19 protein-coding genes are annotated in these 24,716 nt (G+C 69.2%); 10 read left to right on the top strand and 9 right to left on the bottom strand.

Annotation, left to right across the window (positions count from 1 at the left end; genetic code table 11):
• Nucleotide 1: 1 nt before the first annotated feature.
• Genes G406_RS43830 through G406_RS43835 form a run of 5 tightly spaced genes read right to left on the bottom strand, consistent with a single transcriptional unit; the run spans nucleotide 2 to nucleotide 5,609 of the window.
• Nucleotides 2-1,303, bottom strand: a complete 1,302-nt coding sequence (locus G406_RS43830) for a cysteine desulfurase (RefSeq protein ID WP_051341246.1) — start codon at nucleotides 1,301-1,303, stop codon at nucleotides 2-4.
• Between the two features lie 31 nt (nucleotides 1,304-1,334).
• Nucleotides 1,335-2,108, bottom strand: coding sequence for a Fe-S cluster assembly ATPase SufC (sufC, locus tag G406_RS0100390; RefSeq protein ID WP_028932235.1), 774 nt, complete (start codon nucleotides 2,106-2,108; stop codon nucleotides 1,335-1,337).
• Between the two features lie 57 nt (nucleotides 2,109-2,165).
• A complete protein-coding gene (gene sufD / locus G406_RS0100395; RefSeq protein ID WP_028932236.1) occupies nucleotides 2,166-3,341 on the bottom strand; it encodes a Fe-S cluster assembly protein SufD in 1,176 nt (391 codons plus the stop codon).
• Nucleotides 3,338-4,783, bottom strand: a complete 1,446-nt coding sequence (sufB, locus tag G406_RS0100400; RefSeq protein WP_028932237.1) for a Fe-S cluster assembly protein SufB — start codon at nucleotides 4,781-4,783, stop codon at nucleotides 3,338-3,340. The genes sufD and sufB overlap by 4 nt, the downstream gene beginning before the upstream one ends.
• Complete coding sequence (locus G406_RS43835; protein WP_425414551.1) at nucleotides 4,767-5,609, bottom strand: helix-turn-helix transcriptional regulator; 843 nt, start codon at nucleotides 5,607-5,609, stop codon at nucleotides 4,767-4,769. The genes sufB and G406_RS43835 overlap by 17 nt, the downstream gene beginning before the upstream one ends.
• An 818-nt stretch (nucleotides 5,610-6,427) precedes the next feature.
• Between G406_RS43835 and mptB the strand changes: the two genes are divergently transcribed.
• The 5 genes from mptB to G406_RS43845 all read left to right on the top strand — a co-directional run bounded on the left by mptB (nucleotide 6,428) and on the right by G406_RS43845 (nucleotide 11,397).
• Nucleotides 6,428-7,939, top strand: a complete 1,512-nt coding sequence (mptB, locus tag G406_RS43840; RefSeq protein ID WP_084215670.1) for a polyprenol phosphomannose-dependent alpha 1,6 mannosyltransferase MptB — start codon at nucleotides 6,428-6,430, stop codon at nucleotides 7,937-7,939.
• Nucleotides 7,940-7,975: 36 nt separating this feature from the next.
• Nucleotides 7,976-8,917 (top strand): ABC transporter ATP-binding protein, encoded by a 942-nt coding sequence (locus G406_RS0100415; RefSeq protein ID WP_028932238.1) that lies wholly within the window; start codon nucleotides 7,976-7,978, stop codon nucleotides 8,915-8,917.
• Complete coding sequence (locus tag G406_RS0100420) at nucleotides 8,914-9,699, top strand: ABC transporter permease (protein WP_028932239.1); 786 nt, start codon at nucleotides 8,914-8,916, stop codon at nucleotides 9,697-9,699. Before G406_RS0100415 ends, G406_RS0100420 begins: the two co-directional genes overlap by 4 nt.
• 123 nt (nucleotides 9,700-9,822) lie before the next feature.
• Nucleotides 9,823-10,383, top strand: coding sequence for a hypothetical protein (locus tag G406_RS0100425; protein WP_028932240.1), 561 nt, complete (start codon nucleotides 9,823-9,825; stop codon nucleotides 10,381-10,383).
• Between the two features lie 30 nt (nucleotides 10,384-10,413).
• Entirely contained in the window at nucleotides 10,414-11,397 is a 984-nt protein-coding gene (locus G406_RS43845) for a COX15/CtaA family protein (RefSeq protein ID WP_245606963.1), read from the top strand.
• 36 nt (nucleotides 11,398-11,433) lie between these two features.
• Here the strand turns inward: G406_RS43845 and G406_RS0100435 are convergent, their stop codons facing one another.
• The 3 genes from G406_RS0100435 to G406_RS0100445 all read right to left on the bottom strand — a co-directional run bounded on the left by G406_RS0100435 (nucleotide 11,434) and on the right by G406_RS0100445 (nucleotide 15,836).
• On the bottom strand, nucleotides 11,434-12,336 hold the full coding sequence (locus G406_RS0100435; RefSeq protein ID WP_028932241.1) for a GNAT family N-acetyltransferase: 903 nt from the start codon (nucleotides 12,334-12,336) through the stop codon (nucleotides 11,434-11,436).
• Nucleotides 12,337-12,432: 96 nt separating this feature from the next.
• On the bottom strand, nucleotides 12,433-14,316 hold the full coding sequence (locus G406_RS0100440) for an ABC transporter ATP-binding protein (RefSeq protein WP_028932242.1): 1,884 nt from the start codon (nucleotides 14,314-14,316) through the stop codon (nucleotides 12,433-12,435).
• Nucleotides 14,313-15,836: an MFS transporter gene (locus G406_RS0100445; protein WP_028932243.1), complete on the bottom strand. Its 1,524-nt coding sequence runs from the start codon at nucleotides 15,834-15,836 to the stop codon at nucleotides 14,313-14,315. Before G406_RS0100445 ends, G406_RS0100440 begins: the two co-directional genes overlap by 4 nt.
• A 112-nt stretch (nucleotides 15,837-15,948) precedes the next feature.
• Here G406_RS0100445 and G406_RS0100450 point away from each other — a divergent pair, with 112 nt between their 5' ends.
• Nucleotides 15,949-16,977 carry a phenylacetaldoxime dehydratase family protein gene (locus G406_RS0100450; RefSeq protein WP_028932244.1) on the top strand — a complete coding sequence of 343 codons (1,029 nt, stop codon included), beginning with the start codon at nucleotides 15,949-15,951 and terminating at the stop codon, nucleotides 16,975-16,977.
• Between the two features lie 45 nt (nucleotides 16,978-17,022).
• Here the strand turns inward: G406_RS0100450 and G406_RS43850 are convergent, their stop codons facing one another.
• A complete protein-coding gene (locus G406_RS43850; protein WP_425414560.1) occupies nucleotides 17,023-17,979 on the bottom strand; it encodes a heme o synthase in 957 nt (318 codons plus the stop codon).
• 244 nt (nucleotides 17,980-18,223) lie between these two features.
• Between G406_RS43850 and tkt the strand changes: the two genes are divergently transcribed.
• The 4 genes from tkt to zwf are packed head-to-tail and all read left to right on the top strand — an operon-like array spanning nucleotide 18,224 to nucleotide 24,686.
• Nucleotides 18,224-20,338, top strand: a complete 2,115-nt coding sequence (gene tkt / locus G406_RS0100460) for a transketolase (protein WP_028932245.1) — start codon at nucleotides 18,224-18,226, stop codon at nucleotides 20,336-20,338.
• A 19-nt stretch (nucleotides 20,339-20,357) separates the two neighbouring features.
• Nucleotides 20,358-21,470 (top strand): transaldolase, encoded by a 1,113-nt coding sequence (gene tal, locus G406_RS0100465; RefSeq protein WP_028932246.1) that lies wholly within the window; start codon nucleotides 20,358-20,360, stop codon nucleotides 21,468-21,470.
• Complete coding sequence (locus G406_RS0100470; RefSeq protein WP_028932247.1) at nucleotides 21,467-23,080, top strand: glucose-6-phosphate isomerase; 1,614 nt, start codon at nucleotides 21,467-21,469, stop codon at nucleotides 23,078-23,080. The genes tal and G406_RS0100470 overlap by 4 nt, the downstream gene beginning before the upstream one ends.
• A 25-nt stretch (nucleotides 23,081-23,105) precedes the next feature.
• On the top strand, nucleotides 23,106-24,686 hold the full coding sequence (zwf, locus tag G406_RS0100475; protein WP_028932248.1) for a glucose-6-phosphate dehydrogenase: 1,581 nt from the start codon (nucleotides 23,106-23,108) through the stop codon (nucleotides 24,684-24,686).
• Nucleotides 24,687-24,716: the final 30 nt, after the last annotated feature.

Here is a 24,716-nt window from a genome sequence, read left to right on the forward strand (position 1 = left end):
GTCAGCCGGCACCGCCAGCGGCGCCCACCGAGGACGGTGTGACACCGAAGAAGTCCTGCGCCGCACGGACGCCCTGGATCAGCGCCTCCACCTCGTCGAGCGTGTTGTACACGGCGAAACTCGCCCGGACGGTCGCGGCGACCTTGAAGTTGCGGTGCAACGGCCACGCGCAGTGGTGGCCGACCCGGACCGCGATACCCCGGTCGTCGAGCACCTGGCCGACGTCGTGCGCGTGGACGCCGTCGACGACGAACGACACGGCACCACCCCGGTCGGTCGTGTCGGTCGGGCCGATGATCCGGACACCGTCGATCGCGCCGAGCCCGTCCAGCGCGGCGGCGGTCAGCTGGCGTTCGTGCTCGGCGACCGTGTCCATCCCGATCGAGCTGAGGTAGTCCACGGCGGCGGCGAGACCGACGGCCTGTGAGGTCATCGGGACACCCGCCTCGAACCGCTGAGGCGGCGGTGCGTAGCTGGAGCCCTCCATCCGGACGAGCTCGATCATCGAGCCACCGGTCAGGAAGGGCGGCATGACCGCGAGCAGCTCCTCGCGCCCGTACAGCACGCCGACACCGGACGGTCCGAGCATCTTGTGCCCGGAGAACACCGCGAAGTCGACGTCGAGCTCGGAGAAGTTGACCGGCCCGTGCGGCACCGACTGACACGCGTCCAGCAGTACCAGCGCGCCGGCCGCGCGTGCCCTGCGGACCAGCTCGGCGACCGGGTTGATCGTGCCGAGCACGTTGGACTGGTGCGCGAACGCGACGAGCTTGGTCCGCTCGGTGATCGGGTCCGAGTCCAGGTCCAGCCGACCGTCCTCGGTCACCGAGAACCACCGCAGCGTCGCACCGGTGCGCCGGCAGAGCTCCTGCCAGGGCACCAGGTTGGCGTGGTGCTCCATCTCGGTGATGACGATCTCGTCGCCCGGCCCGAGCGCGAACCTCGCGGACGGGTCGTCCGGCCCGAAACCGACACTCGCGTTGCCCATCGCGTACGCGACCAGGTTGATGCCCTCGGTCGCGTTCTTGACGTACACCAGCTCACCCGGCTCGGCACCGACGAACCGCGCGATGCGGGCGCGCGCCGCCTCGTAGGCGTCGGTCGCCTCCTCGGCAAGCTGGTGCGCGCCCCGGTGGACCGCGGCGTTGTGCTGTTCCAGGAAGGCCCGTTCGGCGTCCAGCACCTGGCGTGGCCGCTGGGAGGTCGCTCCCGAGTCGAGGTACACCAGCGGCTTGTCGTCCCGCACGGTGCGCGACAGGATCGGGAAATCGGCCCGTATCTTGCCGACGTCCAATTCGCTCATCTGAAGCACTCCCCTGTGCCCGTGGGTCCGGCTACTGGGCCGACGCGGCGGCGTCGGTGAACCGCACGTAGCCGTGCTCTTCCAGCTCGTCGGCCAGCTCCGCGCCGCCCGAGGTCACGACTCGGCCACCGGCGAAGACGTGTACGACGTCCGGCGTGATGTGCTTCAGGATGCGGGTGTAGTGCGTGATCAGCAGAACGCCCACGTCACCGGAGGCCCGGTAGCGGTTGACGCCGTCGGAGACGATCCGCAGCGCGTCCACGTCGAGGCCGGAGTCGGTCTCGTCGAGCACGGCGAACTTCGGCTGCAGCAGCGACATCTGAAGCACCTCCTGGCGCTTCTTCTCACCGCCGGAGAAGCCCTCGTTCACACTGCGCTCGGCGAAGGCCGGGTCGATCTCCAGGTCGGACATCGCCTGCTTGACCTCTTTGACCCAGTGCCGCAGCTTGGGTGCCTCGCCGCGCACCGCGGTCGCCGCGCTGCGCAGGAAGTTCGAGGTGGACACTCCGGGCACCTCGACCGGGTACTGCATGGCGAGGAACAGGCCGGCGCGGGCGCGCTCGTCCACGCTGAGCGACAGGACGTCCTGCCCGTCCAGCAGCACCTCACCGGAGGTGACCTCGTACTTGGGGTGGCCGGCGATCGCGTAGGCGAGCGTCGACTTGCCGGAGCCGTTGGGGCCCATGATCGCGTGCGTCTCGCCGGACCGGACGGTCAGGTCGACCCCGCGCAGGATTTCCTTCGACTCCGTGTCGGCCCCCGCACGCACGTCGACGTGCAGGTCCTTGATCTCCAGAGTGGCCATCAGTGTTCGTGCTCCAAGAATTGTGTGTGGTGGGAGAGAACGATGCTGTACTCAGCATCAGCTCTCGATCGCGGCCAGTTCTTCCTCGACGGCTGCTTCCAGCCGCTCACGGACCGCGGGCACCGAGATCCGGTTGATGATCTCGTTGAAGAATCCGCGCACGACCAGGCGGCGCGCGACCGACTCCGGGATGCCTCGGGACCGCAGGTAGAACAGCTGCTCGTCGTCGAACCGGCCGGTCGCGCTGGCGTGTCCGGCACCGGCGATCTCACCGGTCTCGATCTCCAGGTTAGGCACCGAGTCGGCGCGCGCACCCGGGGTGAGCAGCAGGTTGCGGTTGAGCTCGAACGTCTCGGTGCCCTCGGCGGCGGCGCGGATCAGCACGTCGCCGATCCACACGGTGCGCGCGTTGTCGCCCTGCAGTGCGGTCTTGTAGACCACGTTCGACTTGCAGTGCGGCACCGCGTGGTCGACCAGCAGCCGGTGCTCGAGGTGCTGGCCGTCGTCGGCGAAGCTCAGGCCGGCCAGCTCGGCGTCGCCGCCGGGACCGGCGTACTTCACCGTCGGGCTGATCCGGACCAGATCGCCACCGAGGCTCACCGTGGTGGCGCGCAGCGTCGCGTCCCTGCCGACCAGGATGTGCTGGGCGCCCACGTGCACGCCGTCGTTCGCCCAGTCGTCGACCACGACGAGGGTCAGCTTCGAGGCGTCGGCGAGCACCAGCTCGACGTTGTCCGCGACCGTGCCCGAACCCCGGTAGTCGAGGACGACGACCGCTTCGGCGTGGGTCTCGGTGCGCACCTGCAGATGGGCCAGCGCGGTCTTGCCCGCGCCCGGCCCGGTCACCGTGACGGTGACCGGTTCCGGCTGGCCGGCGATCGTGAGCACCGTCGCGGGCGGGGCCTCGGCCCACGCCAGCGCGGCAACCCGGTCGGCGGGCGCACCCGCGACACCGATGCGCCGGTCGGAGTTCGGCACCGCCTCGACGGTCACGCCGTCGGAGGCACCGTCGACCTGGATGTCGGCGTCACCGTCGATGACGGCGGTGCCGTCGTGCAGCCCGCGCAGCCGGCGCATCGGCGTGAAACGCCAGTTCTCCTCGCGCCCACTGGGTACTTCGAACGCAGCCAGGTCGTACGACGTGAAACGCTCCCCCGCCGAAGCGATCGGGATGACGCCTGACCCTTCCTTGGCCCCGGCGAGTTCCGGAGCCAATCCTGCAACCTCAGTCATCCGACCGAACCCTCCATCTGCAGCTCGATCAGTCGGTTGAGCTCGAGTGCGTACTCCATCGGCAGCTCACGGGCGATCGGCTCGACGAAGCCGCGCACCACCATGGCCATCGCCTCGTCCTCGGTCAGACCACGGCTCATCAGGTAGAAGAGCTGGTCCTCGCTGACCTTGGACACGGTGGCCTCGTGGCCCATCGTCACGTCGTCGGTACGGATGTCGACGTACGGGTAGGTATCGCTGCGGCTGATCGTGTCGACCAGCAGCGCGTCGCACTTCACCGTCGAACGCGAGTGGTGCGCCCTCGGGTTGACCCGGACGAGACCGCGGTAGGACGTACGTCCGCCGCCGCGCGCGACCGACTTCGAGATGATCGTCGAGCTGGTGTGCGGCGCCATGTGCGTCATCTTCGCGCCCGCGTCCTGGTGCTGGCCCTCACCGGCGAACGCGATGGAGAGCACCTCACCCTTGGCGTACTCGCCCATCAGCATGACGGCCGGGTACTTCATGGTGACCTTGGAGCCGATGTTGCCGTCGACCCACTCCATGGTCGCGCCCTCTTCCGCCTTGGCGCGCTTGGTCACCAGGTTGTACACGTTGTTCGACCAGTTCTGGATCGTGGTGTAGCGGCAGCGGCCACCCTTCTTCACCACGATCTCCACGACCGCCGAGTGCAGCGAGTCGGAGGAGTAGATCGGCGCGGTACAGCCCTCGACGTAGTGCACGTAGGCGTCTTCGTCGACGATGATCAGCGTCCGCTCGAACTGGCCCATGTTCTCGGTGTTGATCCGGAAGTAGGCCTGCAGCGGGATGTCGACGTGCACACCCTTCGGCACGTAGATGAACGAGCCGCCGGACCACACGGCGCCGTTCAGCGCGGAGAACTTGTTGTCACCGTGCGGGATGACCGAGCCGTAGTACTCCTGGAACAGCTCCGGGTGCGTCTTCAGCGCGGTGTCGGTGTCCAGGAAGATGACGCCCTGTTCCTCCAGGTCCTCACGGATCTGGTGGTAGACGACCTCGGACTCGTACTGCGCGGCGACACCCGAGACGAGCCTGGCCTTCTCCGCTTCCGGGATGCCCAGCTTGTCGTAGGTGTTCTTGATGTCCGCCGGCAGGTCGTCCCAGGTGGCCGCCTGCTTCTCGGTCGACCGCACGAAGTACTTGATGTTGTCGAAGTCGATGCCGGACAGGTCGGAACCCCACTGCGGCATCGGCTTGCGGTCGAAGAGTTTGAGAGCCTTGAGACGGCTCTCCAGCATCCACTCCGGCTCGCTCTTCTTCGCGGAGATGTCGGCGACGACCTCCGTGGAGAGGCCCCGCCTGGCGTTGGTGCCGGCTTCGTCGGAGTCTGCCCATCCGAAGGCGTACTTCCCCAAGGAGGCGAGGGTCTCCTCCTGGGTCAACGTCTCAGGTGTGGCCGTCCGCTCAGGAGCGGTGGTCATACTCGCTGCCTCCCTTTCGGGATGTCGTGGTGGTATCGCTCCGCTCGGTGCGCGGTCCGCCGACTGAGTCGTCGGCTGGGCCGCGATCGGGAACACCGAGCGGGACGTGTGTGGTGCACGCGGCGTCGCCGCGGGCAATGGTGGCAAGGCGTTGCACGTGCGTGCCAAGCAGATCGGCGAACGCGGTCGTCTCCGCCTCGCACAGCTGCGGGAACTCGGCCGCGACGTGCGCGACCGGACAGTGATGCTGGCACAGCTGCTCGAGGTTGCCCGCCCGCCGAGCCGCCGCGGCGTAGCCCTGCGCCGACAGCGCGTCGGCCAGTGCACCGACCCGCCCCGTGACCGTCCCGTTCGCCAGGATCCCGTCGCGGTAGCGCTCGACCAGCTCGGACGCCCGCCGGTCCGCGAAGGTGCGCACCGCGTTCGGTCCGCCGGTCTCGGCCAGGTAGCGCAATGCGGCGACCGCGAGATCGTCATAGCCGTGCCCGAACCGCACCCGACCGGCTTCGGTCAGCAGGTACAGCCGCGCCGGACGGCCCCGACCGCGATTGCCGCGGCGCGGCGCCTCGCGGGTCGTCGCCTCGCCGTCCGCCAACAGTGCGTCCAGGTGCCTGCGCACCGCCGGCGCGCTGAGCGCCAGCTCGGCGGCCACATCGACAGCAGTGACCGGGCCGCGTTCCAGCAGCAGCCTGGCGACCGCGACGCGGGTACCGCCGTCGCTGTGCGAACCGCCGGCAGCCGCCTTCGCGGTGTCGCCCCCGGCACGCACGCCGGAGCTCGGCGCCGGCACGTGTGCCGTCGTCGGAAGCGTTCCGGTGGTTTTCACAACACTAGTGTTGCCTATTTCAGCTCCCACGTCCAAGTCGGACTCTGCGAGGGTGACCCGGCTCACTGGTTTTCCAGCCCCTCCAAGGCGCCCTCGCGTTTTCGTAGCCAGGGACCCCTCCGCAAGCTCCGGAGCCCCTACCTCCGAAAAAGACGAAATCGGCTCCGCCTCTGCGCCGTCGGGGACCAAAACCCGCCTTCGGCGGAACGCCCATCTTCTCCAGCCCCTCCAGGGCGCTCTCGCGTTTTCGTAGCCAGGGACCCCTCCGCAAGCTCCGGGGCCCCTACCTCCGAAAAAGACGAAATCGGCTCCGCCTCTGCGCCGTCGGGGACCAAAACCCGCCTTCGGCGGAACGCCCTCCGGGCGACTCGCGGAGCCAGCTTTTGCCGACCTTGCAGACCTTCGAGCATCACGTCGCAGAGCTTCACGTTGCGTCGCAGACGCTGCAGTATCTGCGACGCGACACGAAGCTCTGCGAAGTGGACTCAGACGACCCCTCCCGGGCGGCTGTGTCCGCCGAGGGACGCCTGCACTCCGTTGGTCGCGGCGCAGCCGGGGCCGCCTTTGGCGCCGCAAACTGCCCCTTCCCCGCGATCCTGGCCTGCTCTTGGCGTGGGTGGGTGGCGTCAACCCGGAACCCTCGCCCCCGAACGAACTGCACCAGGCACGACCGCGAGGCCGGCGAAGCCGGGGGTTGATACCGCCCGCCCATGCCAAGACACTTGCTGGCCAGCGGGGACATCCGTTAACGCACTGAACACAGTTCTGGCGCTACCCGATCAGGGTCCGCTCACGGCACTGCCATACCCTTTCTTGCCATGGCTGCGCCCGAACTGAGCACCCCCCGGGACGCTGCCCGTATCCCGGCGACAAGAGGCCTTCCGGCTCCCAATCCCTACGCGCGCGCGGTGCGCCGGTTCGGGATGACCGGCTCGCTGCTGATGGCGATCGGTTCGCTCGGAGCGGGTGCGTTACCCGTCCCGAACCCCGTCTCCGGGTTGCGGCTCCTCGGGCTGCCCGCGCGCAACGCCACGGTCTCGGTCGCGATCACCTACGCCGGCATGGCGATGGTCGTCCTCGGCTGGCTCTGGCTCGGCCGGCTGCTCAAGCGCGACCAGAACGGCGGCACTCCGCTCGCCAAGGGATTCATCAGCAGGACCATGGTCCTGTGGGCGCTGCCGCTGCTGGTGGCACCGCCGATGTTCAGCAAGGACGTCTACAGCTACCTCGCGCAGTCCGCGATCGCCGAACACGGCCTCGACCCGTACGTATACGGACCCGCCGACGCGCTGGGCATCGACGACCCGCTCACCCGCAGCATCCCGACCATCTGGCGCCCGACACCCGCGCCCTACGGCTCCCTCTTCCTCTGGCTCGGCCGCGGGATCACCGCGCTGACCGGCAACGACGTCGTGCTCGGCATCTTCGCCCACCGCATGCTGGCGATCTGCGGCATCGCGGCGATCTGGTGGGCGCTGCCCAAGCTGTCGTCCCGCCTGGGTCTCGACCCCCGGTCGGCGTTGTGGCTCGGCGTCGCCAACCCGCTGGTCCTGTTCCACCTGTTCAGCGGCGTGCACAACGAGTCGCTGATGCTCGGCCTGATGCTCGCCGGCCTGGAGATCGGGCTGTCCCGGTCCTGGCTGCTCGGCACGATCCTCATCACCCTGAGCTGCAACATCAAGCTCCCCGCGATCCTCGCGCTCGGGTTCCTGGGCATGTGGATAGCGAAGGAGCGCGGCGGACGCATCGGTGACGTCGTCAAGGTCGGGCTGGCCATGCTCGGCGTGTCCGGCGCGGTGATGCTCGCGGTCGCCTACGGCACAGGTCTCGGGTTCGGCTGGATCAACACGTTGGACATCCCGACCCTCATCCGTAGTTGGGTGTCGGTGAGCACAGATCTGGGCGTGGTGGGCGGTCAGGTCGGCATCCTTGCCGGTATGGGCGACCACACGATGTCGATCCTGACGCTCACCAGGGTGTTGGGCGGCGTCGTCGCGGGTCTCATCTGCGTGTGGCTGCTGATCGGGACCCTTCGCGGTCGAATCGACCCGATCACCGGCGCCGGCTGCGGCCTCGGTGCGGTCGTCCTGCTCAGCCCCACCGTCCACCCCTGGTACCTGCTGTGGGCCGCCATCCCGCTGGCCGCCTCGACCGCGCGCATCCGGTTCCGACGACTGTCCGTCGCCGGTTCCGCGATCGTCGCGCTGCTCGTCCCGCCGACCGGCGCCGACTGGGCGTTCCGCGCCTACCAGCTCCCGATGGCCATCCTGGCCGGGGCCGTCATCCTCTTCGTGCCGCTCTACCTGGTGCGACACCGAATTCCGCGTTAGGTGAAGGTAGTGCGTTCGTCCGTAGAATCCGATGCTGTGAGTCCCGCATCCTCGGCGCCGGAAGCCGCGCTGTCCGTGCGGGGCCTCGTCAAGAGTTACGGCAGCCGGACCGCGGTCAACGGCATCGACCTGCGTCTCGAGCCGGCGACCGTGCTGACCTTGCTCGGGCCCAACGGCGCCGGCAAGACGACCACCGTGGAGATCTGCGAGGGTTTCCTGCGCCCGGACGACGGGGAGGTCCGGGTGCTCGGGCTCAACCCGGTCACCGACGGCGACAAGATCCGGGCCCGCATCGGTGTGATGCCCCAGGGCGGCGGCGCCTACCCGGGCGTCCGCGTCGCGGAGATGCTGCGGGTCATCGCGGCGTGTTCCGCGCACCCGCTACCCGCCGACTGGCTGCTCGACGTCCTCGGCCTCACCTCGTGCGCGAATACCCCGTTCAAGCGGCTGTCCGGCGGGCAGCAGCAGCGGCTGGCGCTCGCCTGCGCCGTCATCGGCCGCCCCGAGCTGGTCTTCCTCGACGAGCCCACCGCCGGGATGGACCCGCAGAGCAGACGGCTGGTCTGGGAGATGATCGGCGCGCTGCGCCGCGACGGCGTCTCCGTGCTGCTCACCACACACCTGATGGACGAGGCGGAGGCGCTCGCCGACCAAGTGGTGATCATCGATGAGGGCAAGGTCGTGGCGAGGGGCACGCCCGAGGCCCTGACCTCGCACAGCGGCGAGCAGCAGCTGCGCTTCCGGGCCCGCCCCGGGATGGACCTGACCTCGTTGCTCGCCGCGCTGCCGTCCGGCTACTTCACCGAGGAGCCGATCGCCGGGAACTACCTGGTCCGGGGTCAGATGAACCCTGCCGTGCTGTCCGCCGTCACGACGTGGTGCGCCGACCAGGGTGTGCTGGCCGACGAGGTGCGGGTGGCCAGGCGCAGCCTGGAGGACGTCTTCCTCGACCTGACCGGGCGGGAGCTGCGGTCATGACCTCGCCCACCAGGTTCCCGGCCGGCACGTTCCTCCCGGCGCCGGGCCGGGGCAGCCTGTGGCACATGCTGCGGACCCAGACCGGCATCGAGCTGCGGTTGGCGCTGCGCCACGGAGAACACGTCCTGCTGACGCTGCTGATCCCGCTCGCGCTGCTGGTGGGACTCACGGTGATCAACGTCGTGCCGTTGCCGGAACCTCGCGTGGCGATGGTCGCGCCGAGCGTTCTCGCGCTCGCCGTGATGTCGACCGCGTTCACCAGCCAGGCCATCGCGCTGGGCTTCGACCGCCGCTACGGAGTGATCCGCCGCCTCGCGGCCACCGCGCTGCCCCGATGGTTGCTCGTGGCGGGACGGCTGGCTGCTCTGCTCGGCGTCGTCGTGGTCCAGATGGTGGTGCTCGGCGCGGTCGCGCTGGCTATCGGCTGGCGACCGGCCGCCGCGGGGATCGGCTGGGCGGTCCTGCTGATCCTGCTGGGCTGCGCGGCCTTCGGCGGCCTCGGCATCCTGCTGGGCGGCACGCTCCGCGCCGAGATCGTGCTCGCGGCGGCCAACGTCGTCTGGTTCGTCCTGTTGATGGGCGGCGGAATCGCGCTCCCGGTGGCCCAGCTACCCGGCCCGATCGGCGCCGTCGCGGCGGTCCTGCCGTCCGGCGCGCTCGCCGACGGGCTGCGCGACACCTTGGTGACCGGCCATTTCCCCGGCCTGCACCCGATCCTCGTACTGATCGGATGGGCGATCGTGTCCGGCGCGGCGGCGGCCAAGCTCGTCCGCCTTCGTTGATCAATCCGGTTGATCCGAAGAATCATCACTCTCGTATGAACCCGCGGTAGCGCACAGTAACGACGTTGATAGCCTCTGAGCACCTCCCCCCACGTCACATCGTGTGATCCAGAGAGGACTCAGATGAGCGTACGGCGCTTCCTGTTCGGTTCCGCCGCGGCGGCGATGGCGGCAGGTCTCCTGCTCGCCGGTCCCGCCACCGCGACGGCCGATTCGGTGACACTCGCCTCGGTGTCCACACCGGTCCACCCGTCCGCCCCGGCTTCGGACGTGGTGCCGTTGCAGGAGTTCCAGACCCCGGGTAGCGCCGGGTACTTCTACACCCTCAACCCGGGCGAGGCCGCCACCGCGGTCAGCAAGCACAAGTTCACCAAGCAGGCCAGCGTCGGCAAGCTGCACCCGTCAGCGGTGCCGGGCGGCGTGGCCATCCACCGGCTGCGGTCGAAGGCGGCCGCGCCGTCGTACATGCTGTCGATCTCGCCGGGCGAGATCAGCAGCGGCAACTTCGTCGACGAGGGCGTACTCGGTTACGCCGACGGCACGCAGAAGCCGGGCCAGGTCCAGCTGATGCGGTTCAGCAACCACGGCAAGTGGCGTGCGCTGTCGAATGTGCCTGCCAACATCACCAACATGAAGGCGGCAGGCTGGACGGTGGACGGCCCGCTGGGCTGGTACCAGCCGTAGTCGCCTCATGAGTGGTTATACGATGAGCCGGTGATCCGCCCCGCCTTCCTGGACCGCTTTCCCGCCACGCCACCCCGCCTGATGCGGGTGCTGAGCATCGCGGCGGTGGTGGCCCAGGCCGGTATCGCGGTCACCGGCTCGGTCGTCAGGGTCACCGGCTCCGGTCTCGGCTGCCCGGAGTGGCCCAACTGCTTCCCCGGCAGCCTCACCCCCGACTCCCGGTTCGACGTCGCTCCACTGCACCAGTGGGTGGAGTTCAGCAACCGAATGCTCACCGGGGTCGTCTCGGCCGTCACCATCGCCTGTCTGCTCGCCGCGCTGCTCGCGACACACAGACAGCGCCTGGTGCGGTTGTCCGTCGCCATGCTCGGTGGTGTCGCCGCCCAGGCGGTGCTCGGTGGCATCACCGTGCTCCTGGGGCTGTCCTGGTGGTCGGTCGCACCACACTTCCTGGTGTCGATGGTCCTGGTGTGGGTGGCGGTCCTGCTCGCACGCACCGCGGGCGACGCCATGGACCCGGACCCGACGCCCACCGCACCCGTCCTGCCCCGTGCCGCTCGCGCGCTGCTCCTGCTCTGCATCGCCACCCTCTCCGCCGTCCTGATCGCCGGGACGCTGGTGACCAGCGCGGGCCCGCACGCCGGAGACGCCAAGACGCCCCGGCTCGAGCTGCCCGTGCCCGCGTTGGCCCAGCTGCACGGTGACCTGCTGATCGGTTTCCTCGGCCTTCTCGTGGGCTTCGGTTTCCTGCTGGGCGCGGTCGGTGCCTCGGCGCGGGTGTACCGGCGCTACTGGGTCCTGGTCGCCGTGGTGCTGGCCCAGGGCCTCCTCGGGGCCGTCCAGTACGTCCTCGGCGTTCCCGAGGTACTGGTGTCGCTGCACGTCCTTGGCGCATGCCTGGTGACCGCCGCGGCCGCCGCATTGTGGGCGGTGACGAACCCCCGTACCGCGCAGCCCGGCATGCCATCCGGGCGAACCACCCCCCAGGAAGCCCCCGCCACAGCAACGGCCTGACCGCCCACCCCCTCTCCGCCGATGGGTGGGGCGGGTTTACGGGGCTGTGGGGTGCTGCCAGTCTCGGATCGTTGTCGTCAGGCGGTGGAAACCTGCTCGTTCGAGGAAGTGCAGGTAATCGTGCTCGTCCGGGGTGGCGTAGTCCAGCAGACGGTCGATCTGTCCCAGTCGTAGCCACACCGCTGCCTGCCCCAGGAGCCAGGTATCGATGCCGCGGTCCCGGTAGGCGTCGTCGACCTTCAGGGTCGCGACCTGCGCCCAGCCTCGCCGTTGCACGACCAGCCCCAGGTCACCCTCGCAGCTGTCGATCTCGAGAAATCCGATCGACCGCTCGGCATGTAGCGCCTCGAACCGGGTTCCCCGTGTGCCCACCGCCCTGACCGACGTCAGGTCCGCCAGCGGCGGCTCCGGGACGGCCAGCAGACCGACATCGGCGAGCAACACGATCTCCGTCGTGCCCTTCGAGACGAAGCCGGCGCGGTCCAGCACCCCGCGAACGTGCAGCCACTGCTCGGGAACGCCGACGATTCCGGGGGCCGGGAGGGCACCGTCCGCGACCACCCGGCGCACACCGAACCGCCGAAACACTGCCTTCGCGGCGTCGGCCATGGCGTCGCCCGCCTCGACGGCGTCGGGCCAGCACACCAGCCAGCGGATCTCACCGAAGTTGCGGTAGGACTCGCCTACCTCAGACCCGGTGCCGTAGCGCACCAGGTGCGCCGCGGCCACGACGCGGCCCCGCTCGTGCGCCACCAAGGTGACTCGCTCGTCGACCCACGGATCGACGACGTACTCGCCCGGCTCTCGCTCCAGCCTGCTCAGGACCGTGTTCACCGACACGGACGCGCCCGGGATCACCGCCTGGACGTGGGCGTTCACGAGTGCGGTGAGCTGGTCACGGTCGTCACGTCGGAACGGACGTACCTCGATGTGTTCCATCGGTGTGCCTCCACTGCGCGCAAGATCGCGCGCGACAAAGAACGGAAAGGGAGGCCGCCACCGGTGCGGTACACCACAACGGTAGCAGCCCCCCGTTCAGACGACCGACGCGATCGGCGCCTGCTGGCTGAACTGTGTGCGGTGCAGCTCGGCGTAACGGCCTTCGGCCGCGATCAGCTCATCGTGCGTCCCGCGCTCCACGATGTACCCGTCCTCGACCACCAGGATCAGGTCGGCGGCGCGGATCGTGGACAACCGGTGCGCGATGACCACCGCCGTCCGTCCCTCGAGGGCTTCGGTCAACGCCTCCTGCACGGCTGCCTCCGACGTCGAGTCGAGCGCCGCGGTGGCCTCGTCCAGGATGACCACACGAGGCTGGGCAAGCAGCAGGCGTGCGATGGTCAACCGCTGCCGCTCACCGCCGGACAGGCGGTAGCCCCGTTCTCCGACGACCGTGTCCAGCCCGTCAGGCAACGTCCTGATCAGGTCCGCCAGGCGCGCCCGGCCCAGCGCCGCCCAGATCTCGTCGTCGGTCGCCTCCGGCCGGGCCAGCCGCAGGTTCGACCGGATCGACTCGTGGAACAGGTGGCCGTCCTGGGTGACGAACCCGATCGTCTGCCTCATCGACGCCGCGGTGAGGTCTCGCACGTCGACGCCGGACAACCGCACCGCACCGGAGTCGACGTCGTACAGCCGGGACGCGAGCTGGGCCACGGTGGACTTGCCGGCTCCCGAGGACCCGACCAACGCCACCATCTGGCCCGGCTCCGCCCGGAAGGACAGGTCGTGCAGCACCTCGACGCCACCCCGTGTGTCCAGGGTGGCCACCTCTTCCAGCGAGGCCAACGACACCTTGTCCGCCGACGGGTAGCCGAACCGGACCCGGTCGAACTCGACGGAGACCGGCCCTTCCGGTACGCGGCCGGCGTCGGGCGTCTCCGCGACCAGCGGCACCAGGTCCAGCACCTCGAACACCCGCTGGAAGCTCACGACCGCGCTCATCACGTCGACCCTGGCGCTGGCCAGCGCCGTGAGCGGTGCGTAGAGGCGGGTGAGCAACAGCGCGAGCGAGACGATGGCGCCCGAGTCCAGCTGACCACGCAACGCCAGGAACCCGCCGAGGCCGTAGACCAGCGCCAACGCGAGTGCTGAGACCAGCGTCAATGCGGTGATGAACACGGTCTGCACCATGGCGATACGCACGCCGATGTCGCGCACCCGCTCGGCACGTGCCGCGAACCCGGCGGACTCGTCGGCCGGACGGCCCATGAGCTTGACCAGTGTGGCGCCCGGCGCGGAGAACCGCTCGGTCATCTGGGTGCTCATCGCCGAGTCGTGCGCGGCGGCCTCCCGGCTCAACCTCGCCAGCTTGGCACCCATGCGACGGGCCGGAACCACGAACGCCGGGAGCAGGATCAAGGCGAGCACGGTGATCTTCCAGGAGATCCCCACCATGACGACGAGCGTCAACACCAGCGTGACGAGGTTGCTCACCACCCCGGACAGCGTGTTGCTGAACGCCCGCTGCGCCCCGATCACGTCGTTGTTGAGCCTGCTGACCAGCGCGCCGGTGCGGGTACGGGTGAAGAAGGCCACCGGCATCCGCTGCACGTGGTCGAACACGGCGGTGCGCAGCTGCAGAATCAGGCCTTCACCGATGTTCGCCGACAACCAGCGCGACAGCAGTCCGAACGCGGCCTCGGCGAGCGCGACCAGCGCGATCCACACGGCCAGACTGATCACCAGACCGGAGTCGGCCCGCTGCCCGATCGCGTTGATCACCCGGCCGGCCAGCAGCGGCGTGGCCACCGCCAGAACCGCGGTCGCCACGCTGACCACGAGGAACCAGCCGAGTCTCGACCGGTGCGGCCCGGCGAACCGGATGATCCGCCGCATCGACGCCGCGGAGAAAGGTCGTCGGTCCTGTTGCGCGTGGATCGTGTTGTACAGGCTGTTCCACGCGGTGCTCTCCATGTTCATCGGACCGTCTCCTCAGGGGTCGTCGGGGTGGTTGCGGGGATTTCACGCAGGGCGATCGCCACCGCGCAGGCGAGCACGAGCACGATCGCCGCCGCGGTCGTGGCCACCAGCTGCATGCCGTCGACGAAGGCGACCCGCGCGTTGGTGAGCAGCGTCTCGGAGAGTTCGGCCGGGAGTTCGCGGGCGGCGGCGAACGCGCCGCCCAGTGTCTGGTCGGTCGTTCCGGCGGAGGTCGGACCGAGCTGGGCGCGGTAGACGGCGGTTCCGATGCTGCCCAACACCGCGGTGCCCAGAGCCATTCCGAGCTCACCACCGGTCTCCGACACCGCCGACGCACCACCGGCACGTTCGGGCGGAGCGGAGCTGACGATGATGTCGGTCGTCAGCGTCATGGCCGGCCCGAGCCCCAGGATGAGCAGAGCGGTCGCGGCGGCAACCTCGACCGGCTCGCTCGTCGTGTCGAGCAACGCGACGACCACGAACCCCGCGCCGGCGAGGACGAACCCGACGGCCATCAAATAGGCCGGCCTGAACCGGCGGGCCAGCCGGGGCGCCGTCAACGTCCCGACGATCCCGGCGGCCGTTCCGGGAAGCATCCACAGGCCCGCTTCCAGAGCCGATCGCCCGAGCACCAGCTGAAGATGCTGTGTGACGAAGAACATCACGCCTGCCATCGCGAACACCGTCAGTGTCTGTGCGCCGAGGGCGGTCCGGAACGTGCGCGCCGCGAACAGGCTCAGGTCGAGCAGCGGGTCGGCCAACCGTCGCTGCCTGCGTACGAAGACGACCGCCAGCGCGGCGCCGACGAGCAGGGCGGCCACCGCCACCGCCTTGGGGCCGTCCGCCGAAACCTGTTTGATCCCGTACACGAACGTCAACATGGCGATCAGCGACAACCCCGCACTGGCCAGGTCCAGACGACCCGGCGCCGGTGCAGTGCTCTCCGGCAGCAACCTCGGCCCGAGAATCAGCAGGAGCACCATGACCGGAACGCCGAGCAGGAAGACCGACCCCCACCAGAAGTGCACCAGCAGCGTCCCGCCGACGAGCGGGCCCAGCGATCCACCCGCCATGAAGCTGGTCATCCAGATGCCGATCGCCGTGGTCCGTTGAGCCGGATCGGGGAACATCGTGCGGATCAGCGACAACGTGGACGGCATCAGCGTCGCTCCAGTGAGCCCGAGGAACGCCCTGGCCGCGATGAGCGCGCCTGCCGTCGGTGAGAACGCCGCCATGACCGAGGCGACGGTGAAGGCGGTCGCGCCGATCAGCAGCAGGCGCCGACGACCGATCCGGTCGCCGAGCGTGCCCATCGTCACGAGCGAGCCGGCGATCAGGAAGCCGTAGACGTCCATGATCCACAGCAGCTGCGTGCCGGTCGGGCGCAGGTCGGCACTCAGCGCGGGCAGCGCCAGGCCGAGCACGTTGATGTCGATCGCCAGCAACGCCGTGGGCAGTGCCAGTACGGCGAGGCCGATCCATTCCTTGGTCCCAGCCCTGGCGCTGGCGCTCTCTGTCATGCGATCGACCATAAAACCTCAACTATCATTGAGGTCAAGCTCGGCGTCACTCAATCAAGTCGATGACAGTCTGGGACTAGTACCCGGACGCGATGTTCGTCACGCTGGTGCGATGGAATCCGCTATCCCGGGCCACCTCACCGTCGAGCGCACCCGGCACCGTCGCGTGCCCGACGAGTACGTGCCGCCGTACGAGGCGTTCGTGGCACGCACCGAACCGCACGTCGAGCAGGTCGTCATGGCCTACCTGGGTCTCCAGCTGCGCGACCGGGCCGCCTCCGACACCGAGGCGCTCCTCCGGCTGGACGCGGCCTTCGCCGCCACCGACGGTCCCGGCCACCACGACCGATCCATGCGTGACGACCCCGCCGGCTACACCGAGATCGTGAGCATCGCCTACTGGGACGACCCGGCGACGTTCGACCGCTGGTTCGCCGAACACCGGGAGGGTTGGATCGGTGACGACCTGCTGGACTCTCACGTCGGCCGGTGGATCGAGGTGATCCGCCCGACCGTGCACGAATTCGAGACGATCTTCAACGTGCCGGACCGGCCGGAGGGTGTCGCGGCCATCACCAAGGAATGGAGCGAGCCGATCCAAGAGCACGCCTACTGGGGCGGCATGCGGGACCGGATTCCGCTGTCCCAGACCGACGCGATGCCGGGTGTCGGCACACCGGTCGTCGAACGTGACGGTCGACGCGTGCGAGTTCGCCCACAGCAGGGCCTGTGCCTCATCAGATCGGGTCAGGACTGGGCGGATACCGAGGGTGAGGACCGGGAGCTGTACCTGAACGACGTCGAGCCGGTGTTGCGCGCCGGAATGGACTTCCTGCGCGACGAGGGCCGCCCGATCGGCTGTTACGCAAATCGATATCTGACGGTGCTGAGCGACGGCAGGCCGTCCGACCGGTCCTTCGGCATGAGCTGGTGGCGCAGCCTGGACGCCCTCGAACGCTGGTCCGAGTCGCACCCCACGCACGTGGCCATCTTCGGTGCCGCGATGAAGTACCTCACGACGATGGGCCCGTCCGCACGCCTGCGCCTCTACCACGAGGTCTCGGTGGTGGACGCCGACGAGCAGTACTTCGAGTACCTGAACTGCCACGAGAACACCGGGCTGCTGGGCGCGGTGGAGTAGCCCACGGACGTCCGGGGGCACTCGCCCCCGGACGTCCGTGCGAGCTCAGAAGTGCAGGCTCAGTACCGGAAGACCCAACGCGGCGTCGGCCGCGACCAGGATGAACAGGCCGCACAGGTACGTGTTCGACATGTGGAACAGGCGCATGGGCTTCGCCGGATGGCCGGCGCGGACCGCCGAGTGCAGGCGGTGGGCCATCACGATGAACCAGCCACCCGCGACGACCGCGAACGCCAGGTACACCCAGGACGTGACCGGCAGCAGCAACAACGACCACGCGGCCATCGCCCACGAGTAGGCGACGATCCGTCGGGTCACCTGAACCGGTGTCGCCACGACGGGCAGCATCGGTACGCCTGCCGCGGCGTAGTCGTCGCGGTACCGCATGGCGAGCGCCCAGAAGTGCGGCGGCGTCCAGAAGAAGATGACGCCGAACATCACCAGCGCGGGCCATCCCACGGTGCCGGTGACCGCCGCCCAGCCGATCACGACCGGCATGCACCCGGCCGCTCCACCCCACACGATGTTCTGTGCGGTGCGGCGCTTGAGCAGCAGCGTGTAGACGAGCACGTAGAACGCGATCGCCAGCACGGTCAGCGCGGACGCCAGCCAGTTGGTCGTGAACCCCATCCAGACGGCGCTGAACACGCCGAGCACGAGGCCGAAGATCAGCGCGTGGGAACGCGGCACCTGGTCACGAGCGAGCGGACGTGCCTGGGTCCGCTTCATCTTCGCGTCGATGTCGGCGTCGACCACGCAGTTCAGCGCATGCGCGCTGGCAGCGGCGACGGCTCCACCGATCAGGGTGGCCGCAATCAGCCAGACCGAGGGCAGCGAACCGGTACCGGCTCGGCTCTCGGCCAGGAACATTGCCGGCACGGTAACTACCAGCAACTGCTCGATTATTCGGGTTTTGGTGAGCGCCAGATATGCCAATAGGGTCGAGCGGCTTCGCTCGAACCTGGGGGCGATTTGGGCACGCGGCGCGGACGGACTCAACACGAGTCGTACGTCCACCCTGGTCGTGACACCGCAGAGCACCTCACATGCACGTCATATTCGGGTCGGGTCCCGTGGTTCGCCCGATGTTAGCTGTCAGGTGTTCAACCAAGGATTGCCGGGTAGGCCTGTCGGACCATGCCATCGAGCGACCACATTTGTTGCTGTCGACAGGGCAGGTGTCGATTACCCAGGACTAGATTAGGGCTTGGGCCTATAACTACACGTCGTCAGGAGCCGTCCTCCCGTGTCAGATATCACCATTGCCGAGCTCACCCAACGCTCGGTGCCCCAGGACTGGACCGCGCTCGACACCCGGGCCGTGGACACCATCAGGGTCCTGGCCGCGGACGCGGTGCAGAAGAAGGGCAACGGTCACCCCGGTACCGCCATGAGCCTGGCTCCGGTGGCCTACACCCTGTTCCAGCGGGTCATGCGACACGACCCGAGCGACCCGGACTGGGTCGGCCGTGACCGGTTCATCCTGTCCTGCGGACACTCCAGCCTGACCCTGTACATCCAGCTGTTCCTCGCCGGATACGGCATGACCCTGGATGACCTGAAGGCGCTGCGTACCTGGGACTCCCAGACCCCGGGCCACCCCGAGCACGGCCACACCCCCGGTGTGGAGATGACCACCGGGCCGCTCGGGCAGGGGCTCGCCTCCGCGGTCGGTATGGCGATGGCCGCCCGCCGCGAGCGCGGTCTGCTCGACCCGGACGCCGCGACCGGCGAAAGTGTCTTCGATCACCAGATCTACGTGATCGCCTCGGACGGCGACATCGAGGAGGGCGTCACGTCGGAGGCCTCCTCCATCGCCGGGCGCCAGCAGCTGGGCAACCTCACCGTCATCTATGACGACAACCACATCTCGATCGAGGACGACACCACGATCGCGTTGTCCGAGGACGTCGCTGCCCGCTACGAGGCATACGGCTGGCACGTCCAGACGGTGCACGGAGCTGAGAACGTCACAGCCGTCGAAGAGGCGCTCGAGGCCGCGAGGGCCGAGACCGAGCGGCCCAGCTTCATCGCGTTGCGCACGATCATCGGCTACCCGGCGCCGAACCTGATGAACACCGGCAAGGCGCACGGTGCCGCGCTCGGTGCGGACGAGGTCGCCGCGGTGAAGACGGCGCTGGACTTCGACCCCGAGCAGACCTTCGCGGTCGAGGACAAGGTCCTCGAGCACACCCGCGCCGCGCAGGAGCGTGGCCGCGAGGCGCACGCGGAGTGGCAGAAGTCGTTCGACGAGTGGAAGGCGGCGAACGCCGGCCGGGCCGCGCTGCTCGACCGGATGAGCCGCCGCGAGCTGCCGGCGGGCTGGACCGACGGGCTGCCCAGCTGGGACCCGGCCGACGAGGCCAACGCGGCCGGCGTCGCCACCCGCAAGGCCTTCGGCGCCGTGATCAACGGCATCGCCGACGCGCTGCCCGAGCTGTGGGGCGGCTCTGCCGACCTCGCGGAGAGCAACAACACCTCCATCAGCGGCGCCGTGTCGTTCGGTCCGGCCTCGGTGGTCACCAAGGACTGGGGCAACTCCAGCCCGTACGGCCGCACGCTGCACTTCGGCATCCGCGAGCACGCCATGGGCTCGATCATGAACGGCATCGCGCTGCACGGCGGGACGCGCGTGTACGGCGGAACGTTCATGGTGTTCAGCGACTACATGCGCCCGGCGGTCCGGCTGGCCTCGATCATGCAGCTGCCGGTCATCTACGTCTGGACGCACGACTCGATCGGCCTCGGCGAGGACGGCCCGACGCACCAGCCGATCGAGCACCTGCCGGCGCTGCGCGCGATCCCCGGGCTCAACGTGGTCCGCCCGGCGGACGCGAACGAGACGGCGCACGCGGTGCGCAACATCCTGGAGAACCCGACGGCACCGGCCGGTATCGCATTGTCCCGGCAGAACCTGCCGCTGCTCGACGGTGTGACCGCCGAGGGTGTGGCCAAGGGCGCCTACGTACTCGCCGACTTCGACGACACGAGCCCCAGCGCCAAGAAGGTCATCATCTTCGGCAGCGGGTCGGAGGTGCAGCTCGCGGTCCAGGCACGTGAGCGGCTGGCCGCCGAGGGTGTGTCCGTCCGGGTCGTCTCGGTGCCGTGTCTCGAGTGGTTCGAGCAGCAGGACGAGGCCTACCAGCGCACCGTGCTGCCGCCCGAGATCAAGGCGCGCGTCGCCGTCGAGGCCGCGCACCCGCTCACCTGGTACCGCTGGGTCGGCGATGCCGGCGAGATCGTCGGCATCGACCACTACGGCGCCAGCGCCGACTACCAGACGCTCTACGAGAAGTTCGGGATCACCGCGGACAGCGTGGCCGACGCCGCCCGCTCCTCCCTTGCCAAGACGAACAGCTAATTCCTAGAGGAGCGCTTTCATGACCGAGCAGAATCGACTCGCCGCGCTCAGCGAAGCCGGCGTCTCCATCTGGCTGGACGACCTGTCGCGCGAGCGGCTCGACTCGAACAACCTGGCCGACCTGATCCGCGACTCACACGTCGTGGGGGTCACCACCAACCCGACGATCTTCGCCAACGCGCTGAGCAAGGGCGACGCCTACAACGCGCAGTTCCGTGAGCTGGCCGGACGCGGCGCGACCGTCGCCGACGCGGTGCGTGAGGCGACCGTGGCCGACGTGCGCAGGGCGTGCGACCTGTTCCGCGCCACCTGGGAGTCCACCAACGGTGTGGACGGCCGGGTGTCGCTGGAGGTCGACCCCGACCTGGCACACGACACCGAGGCGACCACCGCGCAGGCACTCGACCTGTGGAAGACGGTCGACCGGCCGAACCTGATGGTGAAGATCCCGGCCACCGTCGAGGGCCTGCCCTCGATCACCAGCGCCATCGCCGAGGGCGTCAACGTGAACGTCACGTTGATCTTCTCCATCGAGCGGTACCTCGCGGTGATGGATGCCTACATCACCGGTCTCGAGCAGGCCGCCGCGAACGGCCACGACCTGGGTTCGATCCACTCGGTCGCGTCGTTCTTCGTGTCCAGGGTCGACACCGAGATCGACCCGAGGCTGGAGAAGATCGGCACCGACGAGGCGCTCGCGCTGCGCGGCAAGGCAGCGGTGGCGAATGCCCGGCTCGCCCACGCCGCGTTCCGTAAGGCGTTCTCCTCGGACCGTTGGGCACCGCTCGCCGCCAAGGGCGCGAACGCCCAGCGTCCGCTCTGGGCGTCGACCGGGGTCAAGAACAAGGCGTACCCGGACACGCTCTACGTCAGCGAGCTGGTCGTCGCCGACACGGTCAACACCATGCCGGAGGCCACGCTCACCGCGTTCGCCGACCACGGCGAGCTGGACGGCGACCGGGTCACCGGGTTCGCCGACGACGCCCAGCAGGTCTTCGACGCGCTGGACGCGGTCGGCATCGACGTCGCCGACGTGTTCCTCACCCTCGAGCGCGAGGGCGTGGAGAAGTTCATGGCGAGCTGGTCGGAGCTGACCGAGACGGTGCGCGAGCAGCTGGAGGCCGCCAAGTGAGTGTCCTTGGGCTGAAGGTCGAGGATGCCGAGCTGCTGGTCGAGGCACGCCGGTTCGCCGACGAGCTGGTCGAGGACAAGGTGGCCTCGTCGATCGCGGCGAAGGACGCGACGCTGTGGGGCACCGACGCCGAGTCCGAGGCGTCGATCCGGCTCAACTGGGTCGACCTCGGCGAGACGTCACGACCGCTGGTCAACCGGATCGCCGAGCTGAAGGACAAGCTCGCCGCGTCCGGCATCCACCGTGTCGTGCTGGCCGGGATGGGCGGCTCGTCGCTGGCACCCGAGGTGATCTGCAAGACCGAGGGTCTGCCGCTGACGGTGCTGGACACCACGGACGCGGGTCAGGTCGACGACGCGCTCGCCGGTGACCTGCCCTCGACGGTGCTGGTGGTCTCCTCGAAGTCCGGCTCCACGGTGGAGACCGACAGCCACTACCGCATCTTCAGCAAGGCGTTCACCGCCGCCGGTCTCGACCCGGCCGAGCACATCGTGGTCGTGACCGACCCCGGCTCGCCGCTGCAGGAGCGGGTCGAGCAGCTCGGCATCCCGGTGGTCAACGCCGATCCGAACGTCGGTGGCCGCTACTCGGCACTGACCGCGTTCGGGCTGGTCCCGGCGGGCCTGGCTGGTGCCGACATCGACACATTGCTGAGTGATGCCTCAGCCGCGGCCGAAGAGCTGAGCCAGGACTCGGCAGACAACCCCGGCCTGCTGCTCGGCGGCGCGCTGGCCTCGCGGCACGCGTCCGGCGCGGAGAAGGTCGTCTTCGCCGACACCGGTTCGGGCATCGTGGGCTTCGGCGACTGGGCCGAGCAGCTGATCGCGGAGTCGACCGGCAAGCTGGGCACCGGTCTGCTGCCGGTCGTGGTGGAGAACACCTCGGCACCCGGGTTCGCCGACGTCGGCGACGACGCGACGACCGTGGCCATCGGCACGGACGCCGCAGGCGCCCGCATCGCCACCTCCGGCAAGCTGGGCGGGTTGTTCCTGCTCTGGGAGTACGCGACCGTGGTCGCCGGCCGGTTGATCGGCATCAACCCGTTCGACCAGCCCGACGTCGAGGCGGCGAAGAAGGCGGCGCGCGCCCTGCTGGACGCACCCGCCGAGGACGCCTCGGGTGACCGGCCGACGTTCGTCGACGGCGCCATCGAGGTGCACGCTGGCGACTGGCTGCCCGAAGGCACCGAGCACACAGTCGGCGCCGCTGTGCATGCGCTGCTCAACGCGGCGCCCGACCACGGTTACCTGTCGATCCAGGCCTACCTCGACCGGCTCGCGGACGCATCGACAGCGGTCCTTCGCGGCGAGCTCGCCCGTCGTTCCGGCCTGCAGACCACGTTCGGGTGGGGTCCTCGGTTCCTCCACTCGACCGGGCAGTACCACAAGGGCGGACACCAGAACGGGGTGTACCTTCAGATCACTGGATCGGTTCCGTCCGACGTCGAGGTACCCGATCGGCCCTACACGCTGGCGAGCTTGCAGCACGCCCAGGCGCTGGGTGACGGGCGGGTGCTCGCGGAACACGGGCGGCCGGTGCTGCGTCTGAACCTGACGGACCGGGAAGCCGGACTCGTCCAGCTCGCCACCGCGGTCACGCAAGACAGCTGACAGCGCAATCGGGAGGCAACGCGCAATGAGTGAACCGTCCGTCTCGAGTCGCCCGCAGGGTTGGACGAACCCGCTGCGTGACCCGAGGGACAAGCGGCTGCCCCGGATCGCCGGCCCTTCCGGGCTGGTGATCTTCGGGGTGACCGGTGACCTGGCACGTAAGAAACTCATGCCCGCGGTGTACGACCTGGCCAACCGCGGCCTGTTGCCTCCCGGTTTCGCGCTCGTCGGCTTCGCCCGCAGGGACTGGGCGGACGAGGACTTCGGCAAGATCGTCTACGAGGCGGTCCGCGAGCACGCCCGCACCCCGTTCCGCCAGGACGTGTGGGACCGCCTCGCCGAGGGCATCCGTTTCGTCCAGGGCACCTTCGACGACGACGACGCGTTCGACCGGCTGAACGACACGGTTCGCGCGCTCGACAAGGACCGGGGCACCGGCGGCAACCACGCCTTCTACCTGTCCATCCCGCCGGGCGCATTCCCGGTGGTGTGCAAGCAGTTGGCACGCTCCGGGCTGGCCGGTGTGGACTCCGGCAACGACGAGGCGCCCGAGGGTTCCGAGCAGTGGCGCCGGGTGGTCATCGAGAAGCCGTTCGGCCACGACCTCGCGTCCGCGCGGGAGCTGAACGCGATCGTCAACGACGTCTTCCCCGAGGAGTCGGTGTTCCGCATCGACCACTACCTCGGCAAGGAGACGGTGCAGAACATCTTGGCGCTGCGCTTCGCCAACCAGCTGTTCGAGCCGATCTGGAACAGCAACTACGTCGACCACGTGCAGATCACCATGGCCGAGGACATCGGCCTCGGCGGCCGCGCCGGGTACTACGACGGCATCGGCGCGGCGCGCGACGTCATCCAGAACCATCTCCTGCAGCTGCTCGCGTTCACCGCGATGGAGGAGCCCGTCGCCTTCTCCCCCGACGAGCTGCGGGCGGAGAAGATCAAGGTGCTGCGCGCGACGAAGCTGGCGCTGCCGCTCGACGAGACCACCGCTCGCGGCCAGTACACGGGTGGTTGGCAGGGCGGCGACCAGGTCGTCGGGCTCAAGGAGGAAGAGGGCTACAACCCCGAGTCCCGCACCGAGACCTACGCCGCGATCACCTGCGAGGTCGACACCCGGCGCTGGGCGGGTGTGCCGTTCTACCTGCGCACCGGCAAGCGGCTGGGGCGGCGGGTCACCGAGATCGCGGTCGTGTTCAAGCGCGCGCCGCACCTGCCGTTCGACAGCACGATGACCGAGGAGCTGGGCCAGAACGCCCTGGTCATCCGGGTCCAGCCGGACGAGGGCGTGACGATCCGGTTCGGGTCGAAGGTCCCGGGCAGCACGATGGAGGTCCGCGACGTCTCGATGGACTTCGGTTACGGCCTCGCGTTCACCGAGGACTCGCCGGAGGCCTACGAGCGGCTCATCCTCGACGTCCTGCTCGGCGAGCCGTCGCTGTTCCCGGTCAACGCCGAGGTGGAGCGTTCCTGGCAGATTCTGGACCCGGTGCTGGAGCACTGGGCCGAGTCCGGTGTTCCGGAGCCCTACTCGGCCGGCAGCTGGGGTCCGGCCGCGGCGGACGCGCTGATGAAGCGCACCGGACGTACCTGGCGCAGGCCGTGACCACGTCCTCAGACCAACAGGCACGGAGAA

The sequence above is a fragment of the Actinospineispora spinosispora DSM 44797 genome (genome assembly GCF_000429025.1).
Lineage (GTDB): Bacteria > Actinomycetota > Actinomycetes > Mycobacteriales > Pseudonocardiaceae > Pseudonocardia > Pseudonocardia spinosispora.

Bases quoted from the DNA above. Each gene is read 5' to 3' on its own strand.
- sufD (WP_028932236.1), bottom strand. From the start codon at position 3,341: ATGACTGAGGTTGCAGGATTGGCTCCGGAACTCGCCGGGGCCAAGGAA.
- tal (WP_028932246.1), top strand. From the start codon at position 20,358: ATGACCGAGCAGAATCGACTCGCCGCGCTCAGCGAAGCCGGCGTCTCC.
- G406_RS0100420 (WP_028932239.1), top strand. From the start codon at position 8,914: ATGACCTCGCCCACCAGGTTCCCGGCCGGCACGTTCCTCCCGGCGCCG.
- G406_RS0100425 (WP_028932240.1), top strand. From the start codon at position 9,823: ATGAGCGTACGGCGCTTCCTGTTCGGTTCCGCCGCGGCGGCGATGGCG.
- sufC (WP_028932235.1), bottom strand. From the start codon at position 2,108: ATGGCCACTCTGGAGATCAAGGACCTGCACGTCGACGTGCGTGCGGGG.
- G406_RS0100450 (WP_028932244.1), top strand. From the start codon at position 15,949: ATGGAATCCGCTATCCCGGGCCACCTCACCGTCGAGCGCACCCGGCAC.
- G406_RS43830 (WP_051341246.1), bottom strand. From the start codon at position 1,303: ATGAGCGAATTGGACGTCGGCAAGATACGGGCCGATTTCCCGATCCTG.
- sufB (WP_028932237.1), bottom strand. From the start codon at position 4,783: ATGACCACCGCTCCTGAGCGGACGGCCACACCTGAGACGTTGACCCAG.
- G406_RS0100435 (WP_028932241.1), bottom strand. From the start codon at position 12,336: ATGGAACACATCGAGGTACGTCCGTTCCGACGTGACGACCGTGACCAG.
- G406_RS0100440 (WP_028932242.1), bottom strand. From the start codon at position 14,316: ATGAACATGGAGAGCACCGCGTGGAACAGCCTGTACAACACGATCCAC.
- zwf (WP_028932248.1), top strand. From the start codon at position 23,106: ATGAGTGAACCGTCCGTCTCGAGTCGCCCGCAGGGTTGGACGAACCCG.
- G406_RS0100445 (WP_028932243.1), bottom strand. From the start codon at position 15,836: ATGACAGAGAGCGCCAGCGCCAGGGCTGGGACCAAGGAATGGATCGGC.
- mptB (WP_084215670.1), top strand. From the start codon at position 6,428: ATGGCTGCGCCCGAACTGAGCACCCCCCGGGACGCTGCCCGTATCCCG.